General features: G+C 71.0%; 21 protein-coding genes and 1 pseudogene. 15 read left to right on the top strand and 7 right to left on the bottom strand.

Annotated elements, in window-relative coordinates; all coding sequences use genetic code 11:
• The first annotated feature begins 38 nt into the window (after nt 1-38).
• Entirely contained in the window at nt 39-3,806 is a 3,768-nt protein-coding gene (gene putA, locus KBC94_RS16430) for a trifunctional transcriptional regulator/proline dehydrogenase/L-glutamate gamma-semialdehyde dehydrogenase (protein WP_294372419.1), read from the top strand.
• 7 nt (nt 3,807-3,813) lie between these two features.
• On the opposite strand, the gene KBC94_RS16435 is transcribed toward putA, so the two are convergent.
• The 4 genes from KBC94_RS16435 to KBC94_RS16450 all read right to left on the bottom strand — a co-directional run bounded on the left by KBC94_RS16435 (nt 3,814) and on the right by KBC94_RS16450 (nt 8,014).
• Complete coding sequence (locus KBC94_RS16435) at nt 3,814-4,575, bottom strand: glucose 1-dehydrogenase (RefSeq protein ID WP_294372423.1); 762 nt, start codon at nt 4,573-4,575, stop codon at nt 3,814-3,816.
• A 32-nt stretch (nt 4,576-4,607) separates the two neighbouring features.
• Nucleotides 4,608-5,618 carry a TRAP transporter substrate-binding protein gene (locus KBC94_RS16440; protein WP_294372316.1) on the bottom strand — a complete coding sequence of 337 codons (1,011 nt, stop codon included), beginning with the start codon at nt 5,616-5,618 and terminating at the stop codon, nt 4,608-4,610.
• A 44-nt stretch (nt 5,619-5,662) separates the two neighbouring features.
• Nucleotides 5,663-7,252 carry a GMC family oxidoreductase N-terminal domain-containing protein gene (locus KBC94_RS16445; protein ID WP_294372317.1) on the bottom strand — a complete coding sequence of 530 codons (1,590 nt, stop codon included), beginning with the start codon at nt 7,250-7,252 and terminating at the stop codon, nt 5,663-5,665.
• Nucleotides 7,253-7,330: 78 nt separating this feature from the next.
• Complete coding sequence (locus KBC94_RS16450; protein WP_294372318.1) at nt 7,331-8,014, bottom strand: hypothetical protein; 684 nt, start codon at nt 8,012-8,014, stop codon at nt 7,331-7,333.
• A gap of 196 nt (nt 8,015-8,210) precedes the next feature.
• Between KBC94_RS16450 and KBC94_RS16455 the strand changes: the two genes are divergently transcribed.
• Genes KBC94_RS16455 through KBC94_RS16465 form a run of 3 tightly spaced genes read left to right on the top strand, consistent with a single transcriptional unit; the run spans nt 8,211 to nt 10,868 of the window.
• Nucleotides 8,211-9,059, top strand: a complete 849-nt coding sequence (locus KBC94_RS16455; protein WP_017759483.1) for an IclR family transcriptional regulator — start codon at nt 8,211-8,213, stop codon at nt 9,057-9,059.
• Between the two features lie 20 nt (nt 9,060-9,079).
• Nucleotides 9,080-9,976, top strand: a complete 897-nt coding sequence (locus tag KBC94_RS16460; protein WP_294372327.1) for an SMP-30/gluconolactonase/LRE family protein — start codon at nt 9,080-9,082, stop codon at nt 9,974-9,976.
• Nucleotides 9,977-9,986: 10 nt separating this feature from the next.
• Nucleotides 9,987-10,868: a glyoxalase/bleomycin resistance/dioxygenase family protein gene (locus tag KBC94_RS16465; protein WP_294372330.1), complete on the top strand. Its 882-nt coding sequence runs from the start codon at nt 9,987-9,989 to the stop codon at nt 10,866-10,868.
• Nucleotides 10,869-11,017: 149 nt separating this feature from the next.
• On the opposite strand, the gene KBC94_RS16470 is transcribed toward KBC94_RS16465, so the two are convergent.
• The 3 genes from KBC94_RS16470 to KBC94_RS16480 form a co-directional block, all read right to left on the bottom strand.
• A complete protein-coding gene (locus tag KBC94_RS16470; RefSeq protein WP_294372334.1) occupies nt 11,018-12,868 on the bottom strand; it encodes a glycoside hydrolase family 15 protein in 1,851 nt (616 codons plus the stop codon).
• A gap of 56 nt (nt 12,869-12,924) precedes the next feature.
• On the bottom strand, nt 12,925-13,710 hold the full coding sequence (fabG, locus tag KBC94_RS16475) for a 3-oxoacyl-ACP reductase FabG (RefSeq protein WP_294372337.1): 786 nt from the start codon (nt 13,708-13,710) through the stop codon (nt 12,925-12,927).
• A 235-nt stretch (nt 13,711-13,945) separates the two neighbouring features.
• Nucleotides 13,946-14,113 carry a hypothetical protein gene (locus KBC94_RS16480; protein ID WP_234196831.1) on the bottom strand — a complete coding sequence of 56 codons (168 nt, stop codon included), beginning with the start codon at nt 14,111-14,113 and terminating at the stop codon, nt 13,946-13,948.
• Nucleotides 14,114-14,322: 209 nt separating this feature from the next.
• On the opposite strand from KBC94_RS16480, the gene KBC94_RS16485 reads away from it, so the two are divergent.
• The 11 genes and pseudogenes from KBC94_RS16485 to KBC94_RS16535 all read left to right on the top strand — a co-directional run.
• Nucleotides 14,323-14,544, top strand: a complete 222-nt coding sequence (locus KBC94_RS16485; protein ID WP_294372344.1) for a DUF3606 domain-containing protein — start codon at nt 14,323-14,325, stop codon at nt 14,542-14,544.
• A gap of 93 nt (nt 14,545-14,637) precedes the next feature.
• Nucleotides 14,638-15,834: a CaiB/BaiF CoA-transferase family protein gene (locus tag KBC94_RS16490; RefSeq protein WP_294372346.1), complete on the top strand. Its 1,197-nt coding sequence runs from the start codon at nt 14,638-14,640 to the stop codon at nt 15,832-15,834.
• A 70-nt stretch (nt 15,835-15,904) separates the two neighbouring features.
• Nucleotides 15,905-16,981 (top strand): AraC family transcriptional regulator, encoded by a 1,077-nt coding sequence (locus KBC94_RS16495; RefSeq protein WP_294372348.1) that lies wholly within the window; start codon nt 15,905-15,907, stop codon nt 16,979-16,981.
• Nucleotides 16,982-17,105: 124 nt separating this feature from the next.
• Nucleotides 17,106-18,305 (top strand): lipid-transfer protein, encoded by a 1,200-nt coding sequence (locus tag KBC94_RS16500; RefSeq protein WP_294372350.1) that lies wholly within the window; start codon nt 17,106-17,108, stop codon nt 18,303-18,305.
• Complete coding sequence (locus KBC94_RS16505; RefSeq protein ID WP_294372355.1) at nt 18,302-18,745, top strand: MaoC family dehydratase N-terminal domain-containing protein; 444 nt, start codon at nt 18,302-18,304, stop codon at nt 18,743-18,745. Before KBC94_RS16500 ends, KBC94_RS16505 begins: the two co-directional genes overlap by 4 nt.
• The gene (locus KBC94_RS16510) at nt 18,738-19,199 is read left to right on the top strand and encodes a MaoC family dehydratase (protein ID WP_294372357.1); all 462 of its coding nucleotides are present in this window, start codon (nt 18,738-18,740) and stop codon (nt 19,197-19,199) included. Before KBC94_RS16505 ends, KBC94_RS16510 begins: the two co-directional genes overlap by 8 nt.
• Nucleotides 19,200-19,244: 45 nt before the next feature.
• The gene (locus KBC94_RS16515; protein ID WP_294372360.1) at nt 19,245-20,072 is read left to right on the top strand and encodes an SDR family oxidoreductase; all 828 of its coding nucleotides are present in this window, start codon (nt 19,245-19,247) and stop codon (nt 20,070-20,072) included.
• Nucleotides 20,073-20,094: 22 nt separating this feature from the next.
• The gene (locus KBC94_RS16520) at nt 20,095-21,246 is read left to right on the top strand and encodes an acyl-CoA dehydrogenase family protein (protein WP_294372363.1); all 1,152 of its coding nucleotides are present in this window, start codon (nt 20,095-20,097) and stop codon (nt 21,244-21,246) included.
• Nucleotides 21,247-21,310: 64 nt separating this feature from the next.
• Nucleotides 21,311-23,011, top strand: a complete 1,701-nt coding sequence (locus KBC94_RS16525; RefSeq protein ID WP_294372366.1) for a long-chain-fatty-acid--CoA ligase — start codon at nt 21,311-21,313, stop codon at nt 23,009-23,011.
• The gene (locus KBC94_RS16530) at nt 23,008-23,814 is read left to right on the top strand and encodes an enoyl-CoA hydratase/isomerase family protein (RefSeq protein ID WP_294372369.1); all 807 of its coding nucleotides are present in this window, start codon (nt 23,008-23,010) and stop codon (nt 23,812-23,814) included. The genes KBC94_RS16525 and KBC94_RS16530 overlap by 4 nt, the downstream gene beginning before the upstream one ends.
• A pseudogene (locus KBC94_RS16535) lies at nt 23,793-23,966 on the top strand (acyl-CoA dehydrogenase family protein); the annotation flags it as partial. The gene KBC94_RS16530 and the pseudogene KBC94_RS16535, both read left to right, overlap by 22 nt.
• Between the last annotated feature and the right edge of the window lie 7 nt (nt 23,967-23,973).

Genomic DNA, 23,973 nt, shown 5'->3' on the forward strand with positions numbered 1-23,973 from the left:
CACACCATGCCGGCAGCGGCACCATCGATGCAGCCACCATGGCACCGCGCCTGCGCCATGCCGTCGCCGGGGCCTGCCGGCAGGACGAGGCCACGGCGGTCCAGGCATTGCTGGGCGAGGCCCGCCTGTCGCCCGCACAGGCCCGCGCCACCCACGAACTCGCCTGCCGCCTGGCCCAGCACCTGCGCGAGCGCGGCACGGGCAGCGGCCGCAGCGGCCTGGTGCAGGGCCTGCTGCAGGAATACACCCTGTCTTCGCAGGAGGGCGTCGCCCTGATGTGCCTGGCCGAGGCGCTGCTGCGCATTCCCGATGCGGCCACCCGCGATGCCCTCATCCGCGACAAGATCGCCCAGGGCGAATGGCAGGCCCACCTCGGCCGCAGCCCCTCGCTGTTCGTCAACGCCGCCAGCTGGGGCCTGCTGCTGACGGGCCGGCTGGTGGCCACGCACAGCGAGACAGGTCTCTCGGCCCAGCTCGGCCGGCTGGTGGCCAAGGGCGGCGAGCCGCTGATCCGCAAGGGCGTGGACCTGGCCATGCGCATGATGGGCGAGCAGTTCGTCACCGGCCAGACCATCGCCGAGGCGCTGACAAAGGCGCGCCCCCTGGAGGCGCAAGGCTTTCGCCACTCCTACGACATGCTGGGCGAAGCCGCCATGACCGCCGAGGACGCCGCGCGCTACCGCCGCGCCTACGAAGAGGCCATCCGTTCAATCGGACAGGCCTCCGCCGGCCGCGGGCCCATCGACGGGCCGGGCATCTCGATCAAGCTCTCGGCCCTGCATCCGCGCTATAGCCGGGCGCAGAAGTCGCGGGTGATGAACGAGCTGTACCCGGTGCTGCGCGACCTGAGCGCCCTGGCCCGGCAGCACGACATCGGCCTCAACATCGACGCAGAAGAGGCCGACCGTCTGGAACTGTCGCTCGACCTGCTGGAGCGCCTGTGCTTCGAGCCGGCCCTGGCGGGGTGGAACGGCCTGGGCTTCGTGGTGCAGGCTTATCAAAAGCGCTGCCCCTTCGTCATCGACTTTCTCATCGACCTGGCGGCGCGCAGCGGCCGGCGGCTGATGGTGCGCCTCGTCAAGGGCGCCTACTGGGACAGCGAGATCAAGCGCGCGCAGGTGGACGGGCAGGACGGCTTTCCGGTCTACACCCGCAAGGCGCACACCGACGTGGCCTACCTGGCCTGCGCACGCAGGCTGCTGGCCGCGCCCGCGCAGGTATATCCGCAGTTCGCCACCCACAACGCCCACACCCTGGCGGCCATTTACACGATGGCCGATCCGTCCCGCTGGCAGCCGGGCCAGTACGAGTTCCAGTGCCTGCACGGCATGGGCGAGCCACTGTACGAGCAGGTGGTGGGCCGCACCGAGGACGGCCGCCTGGGCCGGCCCTGCCGCATCTATGCGCCCGTGGGCACCCACGAGACGCTGCTGGCCTACCTGGTGCGCCGCCTGCTGGAGAACGGCGCCAACACTTCCTTCGTGCATCGCATTGCCGACTGCACGCTGCCCATCGAGGCGCTGGTGGAAGACCCTGTCGCCACCGTGGACCGACTGGCGACCAGGGAGGGCCGAGCCGGCACCCCGCACCCGGCCATCGCCCATCCGCTGCGGCTGTACGGCGAGGCGCGCGCCAATTCGCAGGGCATGGACCTGGCGGACGACGCGCAACTGACGAAGCTGGACGCGGCCGTGGCCGAAAGCAGGCGCATCGACTGGCAGGCCGCGCCGATGGTCGCGGGTGGGCCACAGGCGACGGCGGCGCCGCTGGCAGCCCCTTCGGCCGTCGACCATCTGGCCACGGCGAACACATCCACCTCCGCCCCCTTGCCCGTTCGTAACCCCGCCGGCCACGGCGACATCGTCGGCATCGTGCGGCCCGCCACGCCCGACGACGTGGCCGCCGCGCTGGCCGCAGCGCACGACTTCGCCAGCCCCTGGGCCGCCACGCCGCCCGCGGAGCGCGCCGCTTCGCTCGAACGCGCGGCCGATCTGATGCAGGCCCGCATGCCACGGCTGGTCGCGCTGCTCTCCCGCGAGGCCGGCAAGACCTTCGCCAACGGCATCGCCGAAGTGCGCGAGGCCATCGACTTCCTGCGCTTCTACGCCGGCCAGGCCCGCCGCGCGCTGCAGGGCGACGACCACGCGCCGCTGGGCCCTGTCGTGTGCATCAGCCCCTGGAACTTCCCGCTGGCCATCTTCACCGGCCAGATCGCCGCCGCACTCGCGGCCGGCAACCCGGTGCTCGCCAAGCCCGCCGAGCAGACGCCGCTGATCGCGGCCGAGGCCGTGCGCTTGTTGTACGAGGGCGGCATCCCTCGCGCGGCTTTGCAGTTGCTGCCCGGCGACGGCGAGACAGTCGGTGCTGCACTGGTGGCCGACGGCCGCGTGCAGGGCGTGATGTTCACCGGCTCCACCGAGGTCGCGCGCCTGCTGCAGCGCAGCCTCGCGCAGCGACTCGGCGCACATGGCGGCCCCGTTCCACTGATCGCCGAAACGGGCGGGCAGAACGCCATGATCGTGGACTCGTCCGCGCTCACCGAGCAGGTGGTGGCCGACGTGCTCGCCTCGGCCTTCGACAGCGCGGGCCAGCGTTGCTCGGCGCTGCGCGTGCTGTGCGTGCAGGAGGAGTCGGCCGACGCGCTGCTGCACATGCTGCGCGGCGCCATGGCCGAGCTGAATCTGGGCGATCCTGCGCTGCTGCCCACCGATGTCGGCCCGGTCATCGACGCCGAGGCGCAGGCCGGCATTGAGGCCCATGTGCAGGCCATGCAGGCACGCGGCCGCCGCGTGCAACGCGCCGGCCGCGCGAGCACGGGCGCCACGGCGAAGGGCACCTTCGTGCCACCCACGCTGATCGAGATCGACAGCCTGGCCGAGCTGCAGCGCGAGGTCTTCGGCCCGGTGCTGCATGTGCTGCGCTGGCGGCGCCCCGAACTCAACGCGCTCCTCGCACAGATCGCCGCAACGGGATATGGCCTGACCCTGGGCCTGCACACCCGCATCGACGAGACCATCGAGCGTGTGGTGCAGGCCGCGCCGGTGGGCAATGTCTATGTGAACCGCAACATCGTGGGCGCCGTGGTGGGCGTGCAGCCCTTCGGTGGCGAAGGCCTGTCGGGCACCGGGCCCAAGGCCGGCGGGCCGCTGTACCTGTACCGGCTGCTGGCGCAACGGCCTAGAGGCTTCCTGGCCGGCGCCGTCGCCTGCGCGCTGCCAAACGCCAAGGCCGACGAAATGACCGCGGCGGACCGCGCGCCGCTGCGGGCCCTGCAGGACTGGGCCCGCAGCACAGGCGACGCGCAGCTCGCCGAGCAGTGCGCGCAGCTGCACCACGCCATGCCGCGCACCACGGCCTGGCTGCTCGACGGGCCGACGGGCGAGCGCAACCGCTACGCCCTGCATCCGCGTACCGAGGTGCTGTGCCTGGCGCAGGACGACCCCTCGCGCCTGGCACAACTCGCAGCCGTGCTGGCTGCCGGAAGCCGCGCCGTATGGCCCGCCAGCCCATCGACGGCCTCACTGCTTGCCGGGCTGCCAGCGAGCGTGCAGGCCCGTGTGACGCTCGCCGCCGATCCGTTGGGCGCGGACGGCCCAGTGCTCGAACGGGTCCTTCACGAGGGCGACGCAGCACAGCGGCTGGCCGTGGCCCGTCAGCTGGCCGAGCGCCAGGGGCCCATCGTCGCACTGGATCCCTGGCCGCCGGCCGATGCCGACACGGTGCTCGCGGCGTTGCTCAGCGAGCGTTCGCTGAGCGTCAACACCGCCGCTGCGGGCGGCAATGCCAGCCTGATGACGATGGGCTGATCGATGCTCAGGGCATCAGCTGCCCGCCGTTGACCTCGAGCACCTGCCCGGTCATGTAGCCCGACAGCGCCTCCGAGGCGAGGTACAGGTAGGCGCCCACGCAGTCCTCCGGCGTGCCGATGCGGCCGAGCGGAATGCCTGCGGTAAAGCCGCGGAGCATCTCCGGCGTCGAGAACTTGTCCTGCAGCGGCGTCTGGATCACGCCCGGCGCCACCGCATTCACCCGGATGCGGTCGGCGGCCAGCTCACGGGCCAGCGAGCGCGTCAGTGTGCTCACGAAGCCCTTCGACGCGGCATAGAGCGACGCACCGGCCGTGCCGCCGCTGCGGGCCGACACCGAGGTCGTGCTCACCACGCTGCCACCGCCGCGTCGCCGCATGCCAGGCAGCACCGCGCGCGTGAAGGCCACCACCGAACGGCCGTTGGTGTGCATGACCTCGTCGAAGAAGGCGTCCGACTGGTCCGCCAACGGCACCCGCGCCACCATGCTGCCCGCGTTGTTGACCAGCACCGCGATCTCGCCGAAGGCGGCCTCCACCTCGGCCACGCAACGCGCGATCGCCGCGGGGTCGCGCACATCGCCCTGCACCAGCAGCGCCTGTCCGCCGGCGGACTCGATGTCGGCGGCCACCGCCTCGGCGGGACCGCGCGAGCTGTGGAAGTGCACCGCCACCCGCATGCCCTGGGCACCGCAGGCGCGCGCTACGGCCGCGCCGATGCCCAGGCTGGCGCCGGTCACCAGCGCCACCTGGCTCCGCAGGTCCGGAATGCACAGTGCCGTTGCGGCCATGGAAGTGGCACTCACTTGACGCTGGCGTGGACCTTCTCGAGCTCCGCGCGGTAGACCTTGACGACGCTCTGGTCGTAGGAAGCGGCGAACTTCTCGCCCACGGGCTTGGTCAGCTCACGCATGCGCGCCAGCGTGGCGGGCGGCACGTCGTTGACCTGCATCTTCGACTCCAGCTCCTTGCGGGCCACGGTGGAGGCCTCCCGGCTGGTCTGGCGCTGGAAGGCGCCCGCTTCCTGCACGGCCGCCTTGACGAGCTGCTGGTCGGCGGGCGAGAGCTTCTCCCAGGTCTTGCGGCTGATCACCACCGGGTTGGCGGTGTACACATGGTTGGTCACGCTCAGGTACTTCTGCACCTCGTAGAACTTGCTGGTCAGCACCACGGAGAACGGGTTTTCCTGCGCGTCCATGGCGCGGGACTCCAGCGCACCATACAGCTCGGGGAAGGGCATGGGCGCCGGGTTGGTGCCCAGGGCCGCGAAGCTGTCGAGGAACAGCGGGTTGGGAATGACCCGCAGCTTCAGGCCCTTGAGGTCCTCGACATTGACGATGGGCTTGCGGCTGTTGGTGAAGTTGCGAAAGCCCGTCTCCCAGAAGTCCAGGCCGACCATGCCCTTGTCGGGCAGGCGGCTCATCAGCAGCTGGCCGAAGGGCCCCTGCAGCAGCGCATCGACCTGCTGCGCGCTGTTGAAGGAGAAGGGAATGTCCAGCAGCGTGAACTCCTTGATCACCCCGCCCATGATGGTGGCGGAGGGCAGGGTGATGTCCTGCACGCCGCCCTGCACGGCGCTGAGCTGCTGCGCCTCACCGCCGATGGAGCCGCCGCCCAGTTCCATCAGCTTGATGCGCCCGTTGCTGCGCGTATTGAGGATCTCGGCAAGCTTCTGCGCGCCCAGCGAGATCGGATGGCCCGGCTGCACCACATGGCCGAAGCGCAGCGTAATCGGCGCTGGCGACTGGGCATGGGCCGCGGTGGCGCAGGCCAGCGCGATCGCGGCCGCACGGATCAATTGAATGAGCTTCACGGAGGTCTCCTGTTCTGGTTGGGAAGGGAAAAGAAGGCGCAGGATCAGGCCCGGTGCGCGGCCAGCACCATCGCTGCGCCGCGTTCGGCCACCATCAGCGTCGGCGCGTTGGAATTGCCCGAGGTGCAGGTAGGCATGACCGAGGCATCGACGACCCGCAGACCCTGGGCGCCGCGCACCCGCAGCTGCGGATCGACGACCGAGTCCTCGTCGCCGCCCATGCGGCAGGTGCCGACGAGGTGGTAGCCCGAGACGCCGCGGTCGAGGGCATAGCGCAGCAGGGCCGCGTCGTCGTCGACGGCGGGGCCCGGCAGCGTCTCCTGGATGCCCCATTGCCGCAGCGCCGGCATGGCGAACAGACGGCGGCCCAGCCGCAGTCCGGCCACGACGGCGGCGCGGTCGGCCTCATGGCTCAGGTAACGGGCCGCGATGTGTGGCGGTTGGGCTGCGTCCCGCGAGCGCGCCCGCACGGTGCCGCGGCTCTCGGGCAGGGACTGGTAGACATTGATGGTCATGCCCGGCGCCTGTTCGAGCCGGTAGGTCCCCGGCTCGAAGCTGGCCGGCGCGAAGCTCAGTTGAAGATCGGGAAAGGACTGTCCGGCATCGCTGCGCGCGAAGGCGGCGCAGGTGCTGGCGCCCAGCGTGAGCAGTCCCCGGCCCTGCACGGCGTAACGCGCCAGTTCTCCCAGCATCGCCAGGCCATGGGTGCGCTCGTTCAGCGTGCGGATGCCGCGTACGCGCTGGGTCAGCCGCACCGAGTAGTGGTCGCGCAGGTTCTCGCCCACGGCAGGGCGATCGGCCACGATGGGCACGCCCAGCGTGCGCAGCAGCTCGGCCGGGCCGATGCCCGACAGCTGCAGCAGGTGCGGCGAGCGGATCGCGCCGCAGGCCACGATCACCTCGCGCCGCGCCCGCAACTGCTCGATGCGGCCCTGGTGCCGCACCTGTACGCCGACCGCCTGCATGCCGTCGAACAGCACCTGCTGCGCCAGCGCCCCGGTCATGATCCGAAGATTGGGGCGGCGCCGCGCACGGCGCAAATAGGTCTGGGCCGGACCTCGGCGGAAGCGGCCATGGCGGTTCTGCTGGAAGGGCGCCGCGCCTTCTCGCTCCGGGCCATTCACGCTCGGCCGCACCCGCATGCCCGCCTCGCCGCAGGCCGCTAGAAAGGCGGCGCTGAGTGCATGCGTCTCCATGAACTCGCTCACGGGCAGCGGAGGCCCGGCCGTGTCGGGCAGCGTCGCCTCGATGCGCGCGTAGCAGGCCAGCGCTTCTTCATGGCTCCAGCCGGCGCAGCCCATCGCCAGCCAACGACGATGCTCCTCGGGCGAGGTGCGCACGTACAGCATGCCGTTCATCGAGCCGGTGCCGCCCAGCATGCGGCCCTGTGGCAGCGGAACCTCGCGGCCACCGAGTTCGGGGTCGGCGGCCATCCGGTAGCGCCAGCTCAGCTGCGGGTGGTCGATGAGGCGCAGGAAGCCCGCGGGTACGTGGATGAAGGGGCTGCGGTCGGGCGGGCCAGCCTCGATCAGAAGAACCCGGTGCCGGCCATCCTCCGTGAGGCGGTCGGCGAGCACGCAACCGGCGCTGCCGGCGCCGACCACGACGAAGTCGAATTCAGCGTCCCAGGCCATGGTGCCGACGGGTCGTCGATGGCTGAAGGACGCGGCCATGCGCAGCCCCGGGCGAAGGCCGGGCGCACCGCGCGACGCTCATCGCACGTCTCCAGGTGTGGCCGAATAGGCCAGGGCGAAGCGCTGGTGCACCGCACCTTCCTGCGCGCCCAGGACCTGCAGCGCGTCGGCGCACAACTCGGCCTGTGCCAGCGCCTGCACGGCCTGCGCGTCGTAGCCACAGGCGATCAGGACCCAGTCGGCAAAGCGGTCGGCCAGGCCGCGCATGCGCTGCTCCTCGGTGGGCGCAATCGGTGGCGCCTCATGACGGATCACGTGCAACCCCACCAGGCCCGGACGCAGGCGAAGCTCCCGACCCAGGCGGCCCAACGCGTCACGCAGCGCGGCCTCCTGACCTGGCGCGGGCGAGAGCCGCACCGTGAGCGCCTGGCGCGCCGTGACCGCGCCCTCGCTGCCCAGCACACGGCACTGGCTGCGCACCATGTGCCGGTGGTGCGGCATCATGCGCGTGGACCACGGCGTGGGTGCGTTCAGCCGCGCCGCATAGCCCGGCGACGAGAGCACCGAGAAGTCCTCGAGCTCGTAGAGCACGAACACGCCTTCGCCCCCTTCCGCGCAGGACCAGCGGCTGGCCCGTCGGAAGCCCGGGATGCCCAGGCGCTCCGGAAAATGTTCGTGCGCGTGCCAGTCTTCGAAGTCCGGTCGCATCGCCGGTGCCATGTCCCACCACATGGCCAGGGCCGCATTGCCAAGCATTGCCATTGCCGCGCCCTCAGCAGACCTGCGGGCCCGGGCCGCACCGTCGCAGCCGCCCTGCAGCCGCCCCATCCATCGCTTGCTTCATGACTCGTCTCCAACCCGTGTTCCTGAAATTGGGCCGGATGCTGCCAGAGTTGTGAATGCCATTCAACTTGGCGATAAGATTCAAAATTTGAATGGCTTCCACGAAAGAAGTGGCATGAGCGGCGCCCTCGAAAAATCACTGGCCATCCTCGAATACCTCGTCGACCATCCCGACGGCGTCAGCCTCGGCCAGATCGCGACCGAGCTCAACCAGCTGCGCAGTGGCTGCCATCGCACGCTGCAGGAACTCGTGCGCTTCGGCTATGTGCGACAGACCCCCCGCGGCGACTACGCCCTCACCACGCGACTGCCCGCCATGGGACTCAACTTCATCGGCAAGTCCGGCGTGGTGGACATCGCCCAGCCGGTGATCGACCGGCTGGCCCGCAGCACCGAGGAACTGGTCCGCCTGGCCATCGTGGACGGCGAGCGCCTGACGCTCATCGCCAAGGCGCAGGGCGCACGCTCGGGCCTGCTCTATGACCCCGACATGGGCATCGACCTGCGGCTGTCCTGCAGCGCGGCCGGCCATGCCTGGCTGATGACGCTGCCGGAGGACCTGGCCATCGGGCATGTGAGCCGCCAGGGCCTGGGCACGCCGCGCAACTTCGGTCCCAATGCACCCACCTCGGTGCGGGCCCTGCTCAAGATGCTCGACGAGCACCGCAAGCGGGGCTTCAGCATCATCCAGGACGTGTATGCGCCCGGCATGAGCTCGATGGCGGCGCCCATCCAGCGGCAGGGCGAAGCAGCCACCGGCGTGCTGGTGATCGCCGGTCCGTCGCTGCGGCTGAGCACGGCCAAGATGAACCGCTTCGGCCCGGCCCTGCTCGCCGCGGCGAACGAGCTGGCCGCGACGGGCGCGGCCTCCCCCCTGCTCAAGTCGGCCAACCTGGGCACCTGGGGCAATGTGGGCGACAAGCCGCCGCCGCCAGCGCGCAAGACCGTGCGCGCCGCACGATGACCCCTGACATGGAGCCCCTCATGAGCACCGACATCCGCTGCCTTGTTCCCGGCCATGACCTCCTGGGCGAGTCGCCCCTGTGGTGCGAAGCGACGCAATCCCTGCTGTGGCTGGACATCGATGGCGGCCGACTGCAGCGCTTTCATCCGGAGAGCGGCCGCCACGACAGCCACGACTTCACGCAGCGCTTCGTCGGCTCGCTCGCGCTGACGCGCGATCCATCCGTGGTGCTGCTGGGCATCGACCTGGGGTTGTACCTGTTCCACATGGGCCGCGGTGAACTGCAGCCGCTCTGCCAGGTGGAAGACGCCGCGCTGGACAACCGGCTCAACGACGGCCGCTGCGACGCGCAGGGCCGCTTCTGGGTGGGCACCATGGACAACCAACTGCACCGACCGCACGGTGCGTTCTACCGCGTCGACGCCGACGGATCCGTGCATCGCCAGTTCGGCGACGTGATCGTGTCGAACACCGTGGCCTTCTCGCCCAACCAGCGGCGGCTGTACTTCTCGGACACGCGCCGATTCACGACATGGCAGTTCGACTTCGACGCGGCCGCCGGCACGGCCACGAACCGGCGCGTCTTCGTGGACCATGGCGCGCAACGCTGGCGACCCGACGGCGCCTGCGTCGACGCGCAGGGGCATGTCTGGAACGCGATCTTCGCGGCCGGCAAGGTCATCCGCTTCACGCCCGACGGCAAGGTCGACCGCGTGGTCGAGCTGCCGGTCACCAACCCCACCTGCGTCTGCCTGGGCGGCCCCGAGCGACGCACCCTGTTCGTCACCACCGCCCGCAAGTTCCTGGATCGCACGCAGCTGCTGCGTGAACCGCTGGCCGGCTCGGTGCTGGCCATCGATGTGGACGTGCCCGGCCTGCCCGAACACCGCTTCGCCCATCCGGCACACGGCCACTGAGGAAACGACGATGACCGCCCCCGACCGCGCCGCCGACAGCATCGGCAACATCGTGCTGCTGGAGCACTACAACGCCACCGTGGACGACCAGCGCCTGGCCACGCTCTTCTACGTGACCGCGCTGGGCGGCACGCGCGACCCCTACCTGTTCACGGGCCTGGACAACATGTGGGTCAACTTCGGCCGCACGCAGGTGCACCTGCCCAGCCGCGGCGCGTCGCCCCGGTCGCAGTTGCTGCGAGGCACGCTGGGCTTCGTGGTGCCGGACCTGTACGCGATGCGCGCACGCCTCGGCTTTGCCCGGGCAGAGATGCAGCGTGTGGCGCCCGGCCGCGCCCTGCAGTTCGACGCCATGGACGGGCCCGACTGCATCGACCTGTACTGCCCCTGGGGCACCCGTGTGCGTTGCCATGCCCCCTCCGACGCCTTCGATGGCGTGCACCTCGGCCTGGTCTATATTGACTTCGACGTGCCGCCAGGCACCGTGGACGGCATCGCCCGCTTCTACACCCAGGTGATCGGGACCCCTGCGCAGGTGAATGGTCGCCGGGCCATCGTGCGCGCCGGCCTGTTCCAGACCCTGCGCTTCACCGAGCGCGAAGCGCCACTGCCGGACTACGACGGCCACCACTTCCTGATCTACCTGGCGGACTTCGCCAGCCCGCATGCCTGGCTGCGCGAGCACGGCCTGCTCACGCGGGACGACGCGCCTCACGAGTGGCGCTTCGAGTGGATCTGTGATCCACGGGATGGTCGTCGCCTCTTCCAGGTCGAGCACGAGGTGCGCAGCACCCGTCACCCTCTGTACAACCGCGTGCTCGTCAACCGCGACACGGCGCTGACCAACGTCAACTACCGGCGCGGGCGCGAGGACTTCGACGGCGTCTACTGAGAAGGTGCGAGCGAACCCGCCATGTCCGCTCGTCCTGCCAAAACACGCCCACTCGGCGTTGCAAATGCTCGCCATAGCCCGAGCTATGGCTGCGCTTTGCGCCTTGATTGGCCGCGTTTTCGCAGCCCGCTCGGCCACGCCGGATTCACTCACACCTTCTGAGCACGGCCTCCCGGCGCCGACCGCGCGGCGCGCTGCCGCGCCGGCCCCTGCGCGGTCGCCAGGTTGTGCGCCGTGTTGATCAGCCCGATGTGGGAGAAGGCCTGCGGAAAGTTGCCCAGTTGCCGGCCGGCCTGCATGTCGTATTCCTCCGAGAGCAGGCCGACGTCGTTGCACAGGCCCAGCAGGCGGTCGAAGAGTGCCGCGGCATCGTGGTGCCGCCCCGCCATCACATAGGCATCGGCCAGCCAGAAGCTGCAGGCCAGGAAGGCGCCTTCCCGACCGCCCACGCCATCGTCCGTGGCGCCGGTCGAATAGCGCTGGACCAGCCCGTCCTGCATCAGCCCGTGCTCGATGGCGGCGATGGTGCCGGCCACGCGCGGATCCGTGGCCGGCAGGAAGCCCACCTGCGGCATCAGCAGCAGCCCCGCATCCAGGCTCTTGCCGCCGTAGTACTGCACGAAGGTGTCGAGCTGCGAGTCGAAGCCGTGCACGCAGATGTCCGCATGAATGGCGTCGCGCACCTCGCGCCAGTGCTCGACGGGGCCGTCCCGGCCATGGTGTTCCACAGCAGCGACCGCGCGGTCGAAGGCCACCCAGGCCATCAGGCGCGAATGGGTATACGCCTGAGGCGGGCCACGTGTCTCCCAGATGCCCTGGTCCGGTTCGCGCCAGACCTTCTCCAGGTGCACCAGCAGGGCCTTCTGCATGGCCCAGCCCTCGGCATTGGGCTGCAGCTCGGCGCACCGGGCGGCATGCAGGGTGTCCATGAGCTCGCCGTACACGTCGATCTGCATCTGGCCCGCGGCGCCGTTGCCCACGCGCACCGGCCGGCTGCCTTCGAAGCCGGGCAGCCATGGCAACTCGTACTCGGGCAACCATCGCTCGCCGCCGATGCCGTACATGATCTGCAGCTGGTTCGGCGAGCCGGCCACGGCGCGCATCAGCCACTGGCGCCAGTGCTGCGCCTCCTCGCGGTAGCCGGCATTGAGCAGCGCATACAGCGTGAGCGCGGAGTCGCGCACCCAGCAGTAGCGGTAGTCCCAGTTGCGCGTGCCACCGATGGCCTCGGGCAGCGAGGTGGTGGGCGCCGCGACGATGGCGCCGGTGGGCGCATAGGTCAGCAGCTTGAGCGTGATGAGCGAGCGCACCACGGCGCCGCGCCAAGCCGGCGGCATCGGCGGCAGGGTGGCGCGGCCGACCCAGTCGTGCCACCAGAGAACCGTGCGCTCCAGCGATTCGTCCCGGTCCTCCACGAAGTGCGGGCGCCGGTTGGAGGGGTGATAGGCCAGCGTCATCGGCACGCGCTCGCCGGCGCGTACGGTGAAGCGCGCACGCGTGCTCATGCCGTGGCCTTCCAGCGGCAGGTCGGCATGCAGCTCGATGGCATCCGGCCCCGCGACCATGCTGAGGCCATAGTCCTTGCGTTGCACCCACGGCACCGTGCAGCCATGGGCGAAGCGCACCGTCAGGTCGAGCTGCATCGCCACCTCGCCCTCGACGCCCGCCACGATGCGCACCACGTCGACATGGGCGGGGTCGTCGTCGCTGCGGGGCATGAAGTCGGTGACAGTGACCACGCCGGTGGCGGTCTGGAAGCGGGTCTCCAGCACCGCCGAGTCGGCCAGGTAGCGCCGGCTCACCTGCGGGTCTGCGTCGACGGGGGCCACCTTCCAGCGACCATGGCGCTCTTCGCCCAGCAAGGCCGCGAAGCAGGCGGGCGAATCGAAGCGCGGCAGGCACAGCCAGTCGATGGCACCGTCGCGGCCCACCAGCGCCGCCGACAGCATGTTGCCGATGAGCGCGTAGTCCTCGATGCGGCGGTGCGGGACGGAAGGCACGGCGGCTTCGCCCTCGGCCACCGCGGCGCGAGGGGTCGTGGTCGGACGCGGGCCGTTCATCCGCCGTGCGCAAAGTCGGGGTAATCGGTCATGCCGCCGTCCACGAACACCGTGGTGCCGGTCATGTAGCGCGCCGCATGCGAGGCCAGCACCACCGCCATGTCGGCGATGTCCTCCGGCTCCCCCATGCGGCCAAGCGGGATCTTGCGCAGCAGGTCGGCATGGCCTTCCGGGTCTTCCCACACGTCGCGGTTGATCGGCGTCCTGATGGCGCCGGGCGCCAGACTGAGCACGCGCACGCCGTGCGGCGCCGCCTCCTGCGCGAGCGTGCGGCCCATCATGGTGAGGCCGGCCTTGCTGGCGCAGTAGGCGCTGTAGCCGCTCCAGGCGATGGTCTCGTGCACGCTGGTGGTGTTGAGGATCACGCCCGACTTCTGCGGCACCATGCGACGCAGCGCATGGTGCGCGCACAGGAAGGCCCCCTTGAGGTTCACGTCGATCACGCGGCCCCAGGCCTTCGCATCGGCTTCCCAGGCCAGGGCATGCTCGCCGTCGATGCCGGCGTTGTTGACCAGCACATCGATGCCGCCCCACGCCTGGTCGAGCGCCTCGAACATGCCGTCCACGGCCTGCGCGTCGGCGATGTCGGCATGCACCGTGATCGGCCGGCCAGCCGGCGTGTGACGGCAGGCATCGGCCAGCGCCTCCGCGGCCTCGGGCTTGGAGCGGTAATTGATGGCGACGCGGGCGCCGGCGTCGGCGAAGGCCTTGACGATGGCGGCCCCCAGGCCGGAGCTGCCGCCGGTCACGAGCACGCGCTTCTGTTCGAGATGAAGGTCCATGCGAATCCCTGTTCGACACAGCCCGCCGATGCGGGGGCCGCGGCGCCACATTGATGGCACGGATTCATTGGCGCATCGGCCGGGGCCCATGCGCGTCGGACGAGGCAGACAGCGGCTGAGCGTCCGGACGGATGGTTGGCTGACGGGAAGCCTTGCCGGTCGGTGCCGGCAGGTCGAACGCGTTCGAGCGGACGTGCCGAAGCGGACGCTGGCGAGCACGCCCGTCTTCACCCGCTCAGCGCTTGGCGACCTGGACGATCAAGGCGGTGGAAAGCAGGATGCCCGTCACCAGCGCGGCAATGGCCAGCATGCCGCCGGGCGTGACCTCGACCCGTGCGCTGACCGAGAAGGGCCGCGTGCTCACGTTCAGCACGGCGGTCTGGGGTGAGGCGGAAGAGGACACGGCAACTCCTTGCAAATCGGGCAGTGTGCCAGTGGCCCGGCGGCACGCCGCGCGTGGGCAGCGCCACCCGCTGTCGGACGAGTCTTCATCCGCCCCGGCGATCCCGAAGGCTTGAATGGCCCGCGACGCCGGGCGGCGACAGCCTACAGGCGCCAAGCGTCCCACACCGCAGCATGGGTCGTCGCCCCTTTCCTATGGAGACCCTGAACATGACCCCTTCCAACGATTCCGCACGCGCCGACGGCATTGAACGCATCGACGTCGACTCCCCCGAAGCCCTCGAGCGCTGGGGCCGCAAGCTCGACGTCACGGCCGTCCAGCTGAAGGAGGCCGTGGCCGCCGTGGGTGACAAGGCCCCCGACGTCGAGATGCACCTCAAGGGCACGCGGGCCTCGACCAACGACGACCAGGTCGACAAGGCGGGCGGCTGAACCTCGACCCTTCCGGGGCTTGATCGTTCCTGCGAAGCCGGATGAGGCTTTGGGCCATTCCCGCGCAGCCCCGCGCTGCCTAGAGTGGCCCGCATGTGGAACGACACCCAAGACCGACTCCCGACCTCGCCCGCCGCCAGCGCCCAGGGCGCGCCGCTGGCGGGCGTGCGCGTGCTGGACCTGACCCGGCTGCTGCCGGGCCCCATGTGCACCCTGCACCTCGCCGACCTGGGCGCGGACGTGATCAAGATCGAGGACCTGGGGGCCGGCGACTATGCCGTCGACGGCGTGCGCCGGCAGGTCAACCGCAACAAGCGCGGCATCCGCCTCGACCTCAAGCAGCCCCAGGGCGTACAGACGCTGCTGCGGCTGTGCGAGCGGGCCGACGTGCTGGTGGAGTCCTTTCGCCCGGGCGTCATGGACAGGCTGGGCGTGGGCGTGTCCGCCGTCCAGGCGCACAACCCTCGGCTGATCTACTGCAGCATCACCGGCTATGGCCAGACCGGGCCGATGCGCGATGCCGCGGGCCACGACATGAACTACGCCGCGTTGACCGGCGTGGCCGACCAGATGGGCCGCGCCGACGCGCCGCCCGCGCTGTCCAGCATCCCTGTGGCCGATCTGCTGGGCGGCACCATGCCCGCGGTGATGGGCATCCTGGCGGCGCTCTTCGACGCGTCTCGCACCGGCCGCGGGCGCCATGTGGATGTCGCCATCGCCGACGGGCTGCTGGCCCATGCCGTCATTCCCCACATGGCCGTCGCGCGCGGTGGCCGGGCTCGGCCCCTGGGCACCGACAAGCTCACCGGCGCGCTGGCCTGCTACGACCATTACGCCACCGCCGACGGCCGCTGGATGGCGGTGGGTGCCCTGGAGCCGAAGTTCTGGCGCCGCTTCTGCACGTGCATCGGCCGTCCCGACCTGGCGGACCACCTGCCCGACGCCGAGGCGCCCGACCGCCATGCCGTCAAGGCCGAGGTCGCCGCCGTGCTGCGCCAACACAGCCAGGCCCACTGGGCCGCCCTTTTCGCGCAGGAGGACTGCTGCGTCACGCCCGTGCTTCGGCTGGACGAGGCCCTGGCCCATCCCCAGATGCAGGCCCGGGGCATGGCCGTCACCGCTCCTGCGGGCGACAAACAGCTTGGCCCGCCGGTGCGCATCAGCGGCCATGACTTCGCCGTCCGGCACGATGCACCCGCGCCGGGCCAGCACACCGACGAGGTGCTGGCCGAACTCGGCTGGAGCGAGGAGGAGCGGGAGCAGCTCCGGCGCGTGGCCGCCATCGGCTGAGGCCCCATTGAGCCGCTGGTGGCTTTCGGGTACGGTCGGCGCCGGCCCGCCGCGGCCCGCGCCCCTTGCCATGCCTCCCAGCTTCGCCCGCCCCGTCCAGCACACCATCGCCATCGCGCAGGTCGACCAGATCCTGCAGGGGGCCCGCGCACGCGGGCTGGACTGCGATGCGCTGCTGCGCCGCGCGGGCATCGCGCCCACGCTGCTGGGCTCGAACCTCGCACGCGTCACGCAGGCGCAGTACGCCACGCTGGTCGTGCAGCTCACGCGCCGCATGCGCGACGAGCTCTGGGGCCTGGCCGGCCGACCGGTGCCGCTGGGCACCTTCGCCACCGGCTGCCGCATGCTGGTGCGCTGCGAGACGCTGGGCGAGGCCCTGCGCCAGGGCGCCCGCTATGCGCACCAGGTGCTGCCCGATATCGGCGTGCATGTGCAGCGCCACGGCGGCCTGGTCACGCTGCGCATCGACACGCGGCAGCCCCCTTCGGCACCGCTCGAGTATGCCCAGCGCTCCTTCATGTTCTTCGCCTTCGGCGTGGCCTGCTGGCTGGTGGCGCGCCGCATTCCCCTGCAGGAGGTGGTCTACGACCGCTCGGTCAATGTGCAGCGCTCCGAGGCCTCGCGCCTCTTCCAGGCGCCGGTCAGTGCGGGCCGCGACTGGATGGGCCTGCGCTTCGAGTCGCGCTGGCTCGACCTGCCGGTGGTGCAGAGCACCGAGAGCGTGGAAGGCTTCCTGCGAAGCGTGCCCGGCGACCTGCTGGTGCGCTACCGCGACCACACCAGCCTGACCGAACGCATCCGCCGCGTGTTGCGCCGTCACCTGCACGAGGAGCTGCCGTCGCTGGAGCAGGTGAGCGCCTCGCTCGCCATGACGCCGCAGACCCTGCGCCGGCGGCTGCAGCGCGAAGGGCAGGGCTTCCAGGCCATCAAGGACAGCCTGCGCCGCGACGTGGCGGTGGAGTACCTGTCGAGGCCCGACCTCACGCTGATCGAGATCGCCGAGCGCCTGGGCTATTCGGAGGCCAGCACCTTCCACCGTGCCTTCAAGGCGTGGACGGGGCTCGCGCCCGGCGCGTATCGCGAGCGCTACCTGGCGCGGGCGCAGGACGCGGCGGCGCCGTCCGCCGAGCCGCAGCTGTCGCACTGACGGCGACTGTCGGCCCCCGGGCCGGCGATGTTTTCTGCCAATCCTTTTGCGCCGATCCGCGATTGGCCGTCCGGGGGGCGCTGGCCACACTGGCTGCCATGGAGCAACGCCAGAGGAACCACCGATGACCCGAACCGGCCGAACCGTCCACGTCGTGGGCGTGGGCATGATCCCCTTCACCAAGCCCGGCGCCAGCGAGCCCTACACCGTGATGGGCATGCGCGCCGCCCAGGCCGCCCTGCGCGATGCGGGCGTCGACTATGCCGAGGTGCAGCAGGCCTATGTGGGCTATGTCTACGGCGACTCCACCGCCGGCCAGGCCGCGATCTACGGCGTGGGCCTCACCGGCATTCCGGTGTTCAACGTCAACAACAACTGCGCCACGGGCTCCAGTGCGCTCTTCCTGGCGCGCCAGGCGGTGGAAAGCGGCATGGTCGAATGCGCCATCGCCCTCGGCTTCGAGCAGATGCAGCCCGGCGCGCTCAAGGGCGCCTGGGGCGACCGCCCGTCGCCCATGGCCCGCTTCGCCGAGGTCATGACCGAGCACCAGGGCTTCGACGCGGCCGCACCGCGCGCGGCGCAGTTCTTCGGCGGCGCGGGGCGCGACTACATCCGCGCGCATGGCATCCGGCCCGACACCTTCGGCCGCATCTCGGTCAAGGCGCGCCAGCATGCGGCCCGCAATCCGCTGGCCGTGTTCCGGCAGACGCTCACCCTTGAAGAGGTGATGGCCGCGCCCACGGTGTTCGACCCGCTCACGCGCTACCAGTGCTGCCCGCCCACCTGCGGTGCGGCGGCCGCGGTGGTGTGCTCGGCGGAGTTCGCCCGCAAGCACGGCCTGGATTCCAGCGTGGCGATCCGCGCCCAGGCCATGACCACCGACCGCCCCAGCACCTTCGACAGCGGCGACATGCGCCGCGTGGTCGGCTACGACATGAGCGTGGCCGCCGCCAATCAGGTCTACGAAACCGCCGGCGTGGGTCCGGAAGACCTGGACGTGGTCGAACTGCATGACTGCTTCACAGCCAACGAACTCATCACCTACGAGGCGCTGGGCCTCACGCCCGAGGGCACGGCCGAGCGCTTCATCCTCGACGGCGACAACACCTATGGCGGCCGGGTGGTGACCAACCCGTCGGGCGGCCTGCTGTCCAAGGGCCATCCGCTGGGCGCCACGGGCCTGGCCCAGTGCGCCGAACTGGTCTGGCAACTGCGCGGCCAGGCCGAGCAGCGGCAGGTGGAAGGCGCACGGCTGGCGCTGCAGCACAACCTGGGGCTGGGCGGCGCCTGCGTGGTCACGCTCTACGAGAAGGTCGGCGCATGATCGACCGCCAGTACATCGGCCATGCCATGCCGCCCTTCGAGGTGGACGTGGAGCCGGGCCGGCTGCGCTTCTTTGCCAAGGCCACCGGCCAGACGGACCCCGTCTACGCCGACGAGGCCGCAGCCCGCGCCGCGGGCCATCCGGGCCTGCCGGTGCCGCCCACCTTCCTGTTCTGCCTGGAGATGGAGTCGCCCGATCCGGCCGCCATCCGCAACCTGCTCGGGCTGGACTACCGCCGGCTGCTGCATGGCGAGCAGGGCTTTGCCTACCACCGGCTCGCCCATGCCGGCGACCGCCTGCGCTTTGCGCAGCGCATCGAGGACATCTACGACAAGAAGGGCGGCGCGCTGGAGTTCGTCGTACGCCAGACCCATGTGAGCAACCAGCGCGGCGAGCATGTGGCCGACCTGCGCAGCGTGACGGTGATGCGCCATGGCTGAAGTCCTGGCCGACACCGCGCCCGCCGCCACCCGGCTCGCGCCCGCACAGCTCGCCGCACTGCGCGTGGGCGACCGGCTGCCGCCGCTGCAGCTGCCACCGGTGAGCCGCCTCACGCTGGCGCTGTACTGCGGTGCCTCGGGCGACCACAACCCCATTCACGTGGACAGGGACTTCGCCCGCGCCGCCGGCCAGGCCGACGTGTTCGCGCACGGCATGCTGTCCATGGCCTGGCTGGGCCGCCTGCTCACCGACTGGGTGCCGCAGCAAGCCGTGCGCCGTTTCGATGTGCGCTTTGCCGCCATCACCCAGGTCGGCGAGGCCATCCGCTGCACCGGCGAAGTGGCCGGGATCGTCGTCGAGCAGGGCGAGCGCCGCGCGCGGCTGCTGCTGCAGACGACCAACGAGGCCGGCCAGATCAAGCTGCAGGGCGAGGCCGTCGTCGCCCTGGACTGAACCACCGACCACCGCATCCGCTCCCCATTCCGCCGAAGGAACTCCATGTCAAGAAAACTCGAAGGCAAGGTCGCCATCGTCTCGGGCTCCGGCCGCGGCATCGGCCGCGAGATCGCCCTCAAGCTCGCAGGCGAAGGCGCCCGCGTGGTCATCAACGACCTGGACGCCGGCCCGGCCGAGCAGACCGTGCGCGACATCCAGGCCCGCGACGGGCAGGCGGTGGCCTGCATCGGCAGCGTCACCGAAGCCGGCTTCGCCGAGCGCTTCGTCGCCACCGCCATCGACACCTTCGGCGGGCTCGACATCATCGTCAACAACGCCGGCTACACCTGGGACAACGTGGTGCAGAAGATGAGCGACGAGCAATGGGAGGCCATGCTCGCCGTGCACCTGACGGCGCCCTTCCGCGTGCTGCGTGCGGCCGCGGACTTCATCCGCGACGCCGCCCGCCGCGAGGCCGACGAGGGCCGGCCGGTGCATCGCAAGGTGGTCAACATCTCGTCGGTGTCGGGCGTCTACGGCAATGCCGGCCAGGCCAACTACGCCGCCGCCAAGGCCGGCATCAACGGCCTGACCAAGGCGCTGGCCAAGGAATGGGGCCGCTACCGCGTCAACGTCAACAGCGTGGCCTTCGGGCTCATCATGACGCGCCTGACCGAGGCGGCCGCGGGCAGTGACGCGAGCATCGACATCGCCGGCCGGCAGATCCGCGTGGGCGTGAATCCGCAGATCCTCAAGTCCATCGAGCAGACCATTCCGCTGGGCCGCGGCGGCACGCCCGAAGAAGCCGCGGGCGCCGTCTACCTGCTGTGCATTCCCGAGTCCGACTTCGTCAGCGGCCAGGTGCTGGTCTGCGGCGGCGGCAAGCCCTGAGCCGGCGCACGCGAGGGCGACCATGGAAAGCATCCTCACCTACCCCCGCCAGGTCTTCCGCGACGACCATGAGCTGCTGCGCCAGACCGTGCGCCGCTTCCTGGACCGCGAATGCCGCCCGCGCCAGGCCGAGTGGGACCGCGAAGGCCGCGTGGACCGTGAGACCTGGCTCAAGGCCGGCCGCGAGGGCCTGCTGTGCCCCACGCTCGACAGTGCCTGGGGCGGCGGCGGTGGCGACTTCGGCCATGCGGCCGTGATCGTCGAGGAGATCGGCCGCTCGGGCATCTCGGGCCTGGGCTTCGGCCTGCATTCCGATGTGGTCGCGCCGTACATCGCGCGGCTGGGCACCGAGGCGCAGAAGGCGCGCTGGCTGCCCGGTTGCGTGAGCGGCGAGACCATCCTGGCCATCGCCATGAGCGAGCCCGGCGCCGGCAGCGACCTGCGCGCCGTCCGCACCACGGCCCGGCGCGAGGGCGACGACTACGTCATCGACGGCAGCAAGACCTTCATCTCCAACGGCCTGAACTGCGACCTGGTGGTCGTCGTCGCCAAGACCGCCCCCGACCTCGGCGGCAAGGGCGTCTCGCTGCTGCTGGTGGAGGCCGACCGGCCGGGCTTCCGGCGCGGGCGCAAGCTCGACAAGATGGGCCAGGAAGCCGCCGACACGGCCGAGCTCTTCTTCGATGGGGTGCGCGTTCCCGCCGGCAACCTGCTGGGCGAGGAGAACAAGGGGCTGGGCTACCTGATGCAGGAGCTGGCCCAGGAGCGCTTCGTCATCGCGCTCGGCGCGGCGGCCAAGCTGGAGGCCATGTACGAGGAGACGGTGCGCTACACCCGCGAGCGCATCGTCTTCGGCAAGCCGCTGCTGGACATGCAGAACACCCGCTTCGCGCTGGCCGGCATCCGCACCCGCGCGACGGCGGTGCGCATGATGGTCGACCAGTACCTGGCGGAACACCTGCGCCGCCGGCTGACGCTGGACGAGGCCGCCATGGCCAAGCTCTTCGCCACCGAGGAGCTCGGGCGCGCGCTGGACGAGATGCTGCAGCTGTACGGCGGCTACGGCTACATGATGGACTACCCGATCTGCCGGGCCTTCGTCGACTCGCGCGTGATGCGCATCTACGGCGGCACGAGCGAGGTGATGAAGGAGCTCATCGCCCGCAACCTGTGACCGCCCCGTGATCCCACTCCGCCGCCCCGGTGCAGGGCGGCGCGCATGAACGGAGACAACGCCGATGCCCTCGCTCCCCCGTCCCTTCTGGCCCCGTGGCGTGCCCGCCGACGTGCGGGTGCCCCAGGTGCCGCTCACGCATTTCCTGCAGACCGCCGCCGAGCGCTGGCCCGACAAGCCGGCCATCGTGTTCGCCGGCAGCACGCTGGACTACACGGGCCTCTGGCAGCGCAGTTGCGCGCTGGCCGGCCATCTGGCGCAGCGCCTGGGCGTGCGGCCGGGCGACCGCGTGCTGCTCGTGGCACAGAACTGCCCGCAGTTCGTCGTCGCCACCTTCGGCATCCAGCGCGCCGGCGCGGCGGTGGTGCCGGTCAACCCGATGAGCACCGCGCCGGAGCTGGCCCACTATGCCCACGACAGCGGCGCACGCGTCGCCATCTGCGCGCAGGAGTTGCTTGGGCCGGTGCAGCAGGCGGTGGCCGACGGCCTGCTCGATGCGGTGCTCGTGCTGGCCTATGCCGATGCGCTCTCGGGCGACGGCGCCTCGACGCAGGCCGAGGCCGTGCAGGGCGTGCCGGCGCTGGCCGAGGCACGACGCCCGCTGCCCGACGGGCCCTACCACGGCTTCGAGGCGGCCATTGCCGAAGGCCTGGCACCGCCGCCTTGGCATGCCGATGTGCATGCGCTGGCGGCGCTGCCCTACACCTCGGGCACCACCGGCGCGCCCAAGGGCTGCCGGCATTCGCACGCCACGCTGCTGGCCTCCAACCTGGCCTCGCAGGTGTGGCGCGGGCTGCATTCGGAATCTGTCTTCCTGTGCGTGGCGCCGCTGTTCCACATGCTGGGCATGCAGAACGGCATGAACCTGCCGATCACGCTGGGCGCCACCGTGGTCATGATGCCCCGCTGGAACGCGGCCCAGGCCGTGGCCCTGGTGGCCCGCCACCGCGTGAGCGCGTGGGCCGCACCGCCGGCCATGGTGATGGACTTCTTCGCCCAGTCCGAGGCGGCCACGGCCGACCTGAGCAGCCTCTCGATGCTCTCCGGCGGCGGCGCCGCGATGCCCGAGGCGGTGGCCGCCATGCTGCAGGCGCGCTTCGGCCTGGCCTACAACGAGGCCTACGGTCTGACCGAGACGGCGGCCTTCCTGCATGCCAACCCCGTGGACCGCGGCAAGCGCCAGTGCCTGGGCCTGCCCACGCAGGGTGTGCATTCGCTGGTGGTCGATCCGGAGTCGCTGGCGCCGCTGCCGCCCGGCGAGGTAGGCGAGCTGGTCACCCGCGGTCCGCAGCTCATGCTCGGCTACTGGCGCCAGCCCGAGGCCGATGCCCAGGCCTTCGTCACCATCGACGGCCAGCGCTACCTGCGCACCGGCGACCTCGCGCATGTGGACGAGGAGGGCTACTTCTTCATGCGCGACCGCCTCAAGCGCATGATCAATGCCAGCGGCTTCAAGGTCTGGCCCGCCGAGGTCGAGGCCATGCTCTACGAGCACGAGGCCGTGCTCGAAGCCTGCGTGGTCGGCGTGCCCGACCCGCGCCGCGGCGAGACGGTGCGGGCGCTCGTCGTCGCGCGGCCCGGCCGCACCCTCACCGAGGCCGGCCTGCTCGACTGGTGCCGCACGCGCATGTCGGCCTACAAGGTGCCGCGCAGCGTGCGCTTTCTGTCCGCGCTGCCGCGCTCGGCCACCGGCAAGGTCGCCTGGCGTGCCCTGCAGGAGGCCGAAGCCCGCGCGGCCCTCATCCCCACCCAGGAGGCCGCATGACGGCATCGCCAGAAGCCCGGCACATGGTGCGCCTGGAGGTGCGCGAACAGGTCGCCACCCTCACCCTCGACTGCCCCGAGAAGCGCAATGCCTTCGACCTGGTGCTGCGTGACCAGCTGGCCGAAGCCGTGCGCACGGTGCGGCGCGACCGCGACATCCGCGCCGTGGTGCTCACCGGCGCGGGCGGCCACTTCTGTGCCGGCGGCGACCTGCGCAACATCGGCAGCCTGCAGATCGACAGCGGCCAGTGGCGCGAGCGCCTGGGCAACGTGCACGAATGGCTGCGCGACCTGCTCACGCTCGACCGCCCGGTGGTCGCCGCGGTCGACGGCGCCGCGGCGGGGGCGGGCTTCAGCCTCGCGCTGGCGGCGGACTTCGTGATCGCCACGCCGCGCGCCTGGTTCGCCATGTCCTTCATCAAGGTCGGGCTGGTGCCGGACGTGGGCGCCTTCTACACGCTGCCGCGCGTGGTCGGCGTGCAGCGGGCGCGCGAGCTCATGCTTTCGGGCCGCGACGTGCGCGCCGACGAGGCCCTGCGCCTGGGCATCGTGAGCGAGCTGCATGCACCGGAGGCGCTGCTGCCGCGCGCCTGGGCCATTGCGCGCAGCTTCACCGGCGCATCGCCCACGGCCGTGAGCCTGATCAAGCGCGCACTGGCCGACGGCATGCCCTCCCTGGCCCAGGCGCTCGACGCCGAGGCGAATGCCCAGACCGTGGCGGCCGGTACGCCGGCCCACCGCGAAGCCGTGGCCGCCTTCCTGGACAAACGCCCGCTGCCCTTCAGCTGGCCGCCCGCGGCCTGACAGTGCAGATCTTCGGCGGCGCGGGCTCCATGGCCGAGCACGGCATCGAGCGCTTCGACCGCGACGTGCGCCTGTTCCGAATCTACGAAGGCACCACGCAGATCCAGCAGATGGTCATCGCGCGCAACATGGTGCGCCAGGCCGCGCGCTGAGCCGCTT

Origin of the sequence: Pseudacidovorax sp., from assembly GCF_017991995.1 — a bacterium.
GTDB lineage: Bacteria > Pseudomonadota > Gammaproteobacteria > Burkholderiales > Burkholderiaceae_C > Xenophilus.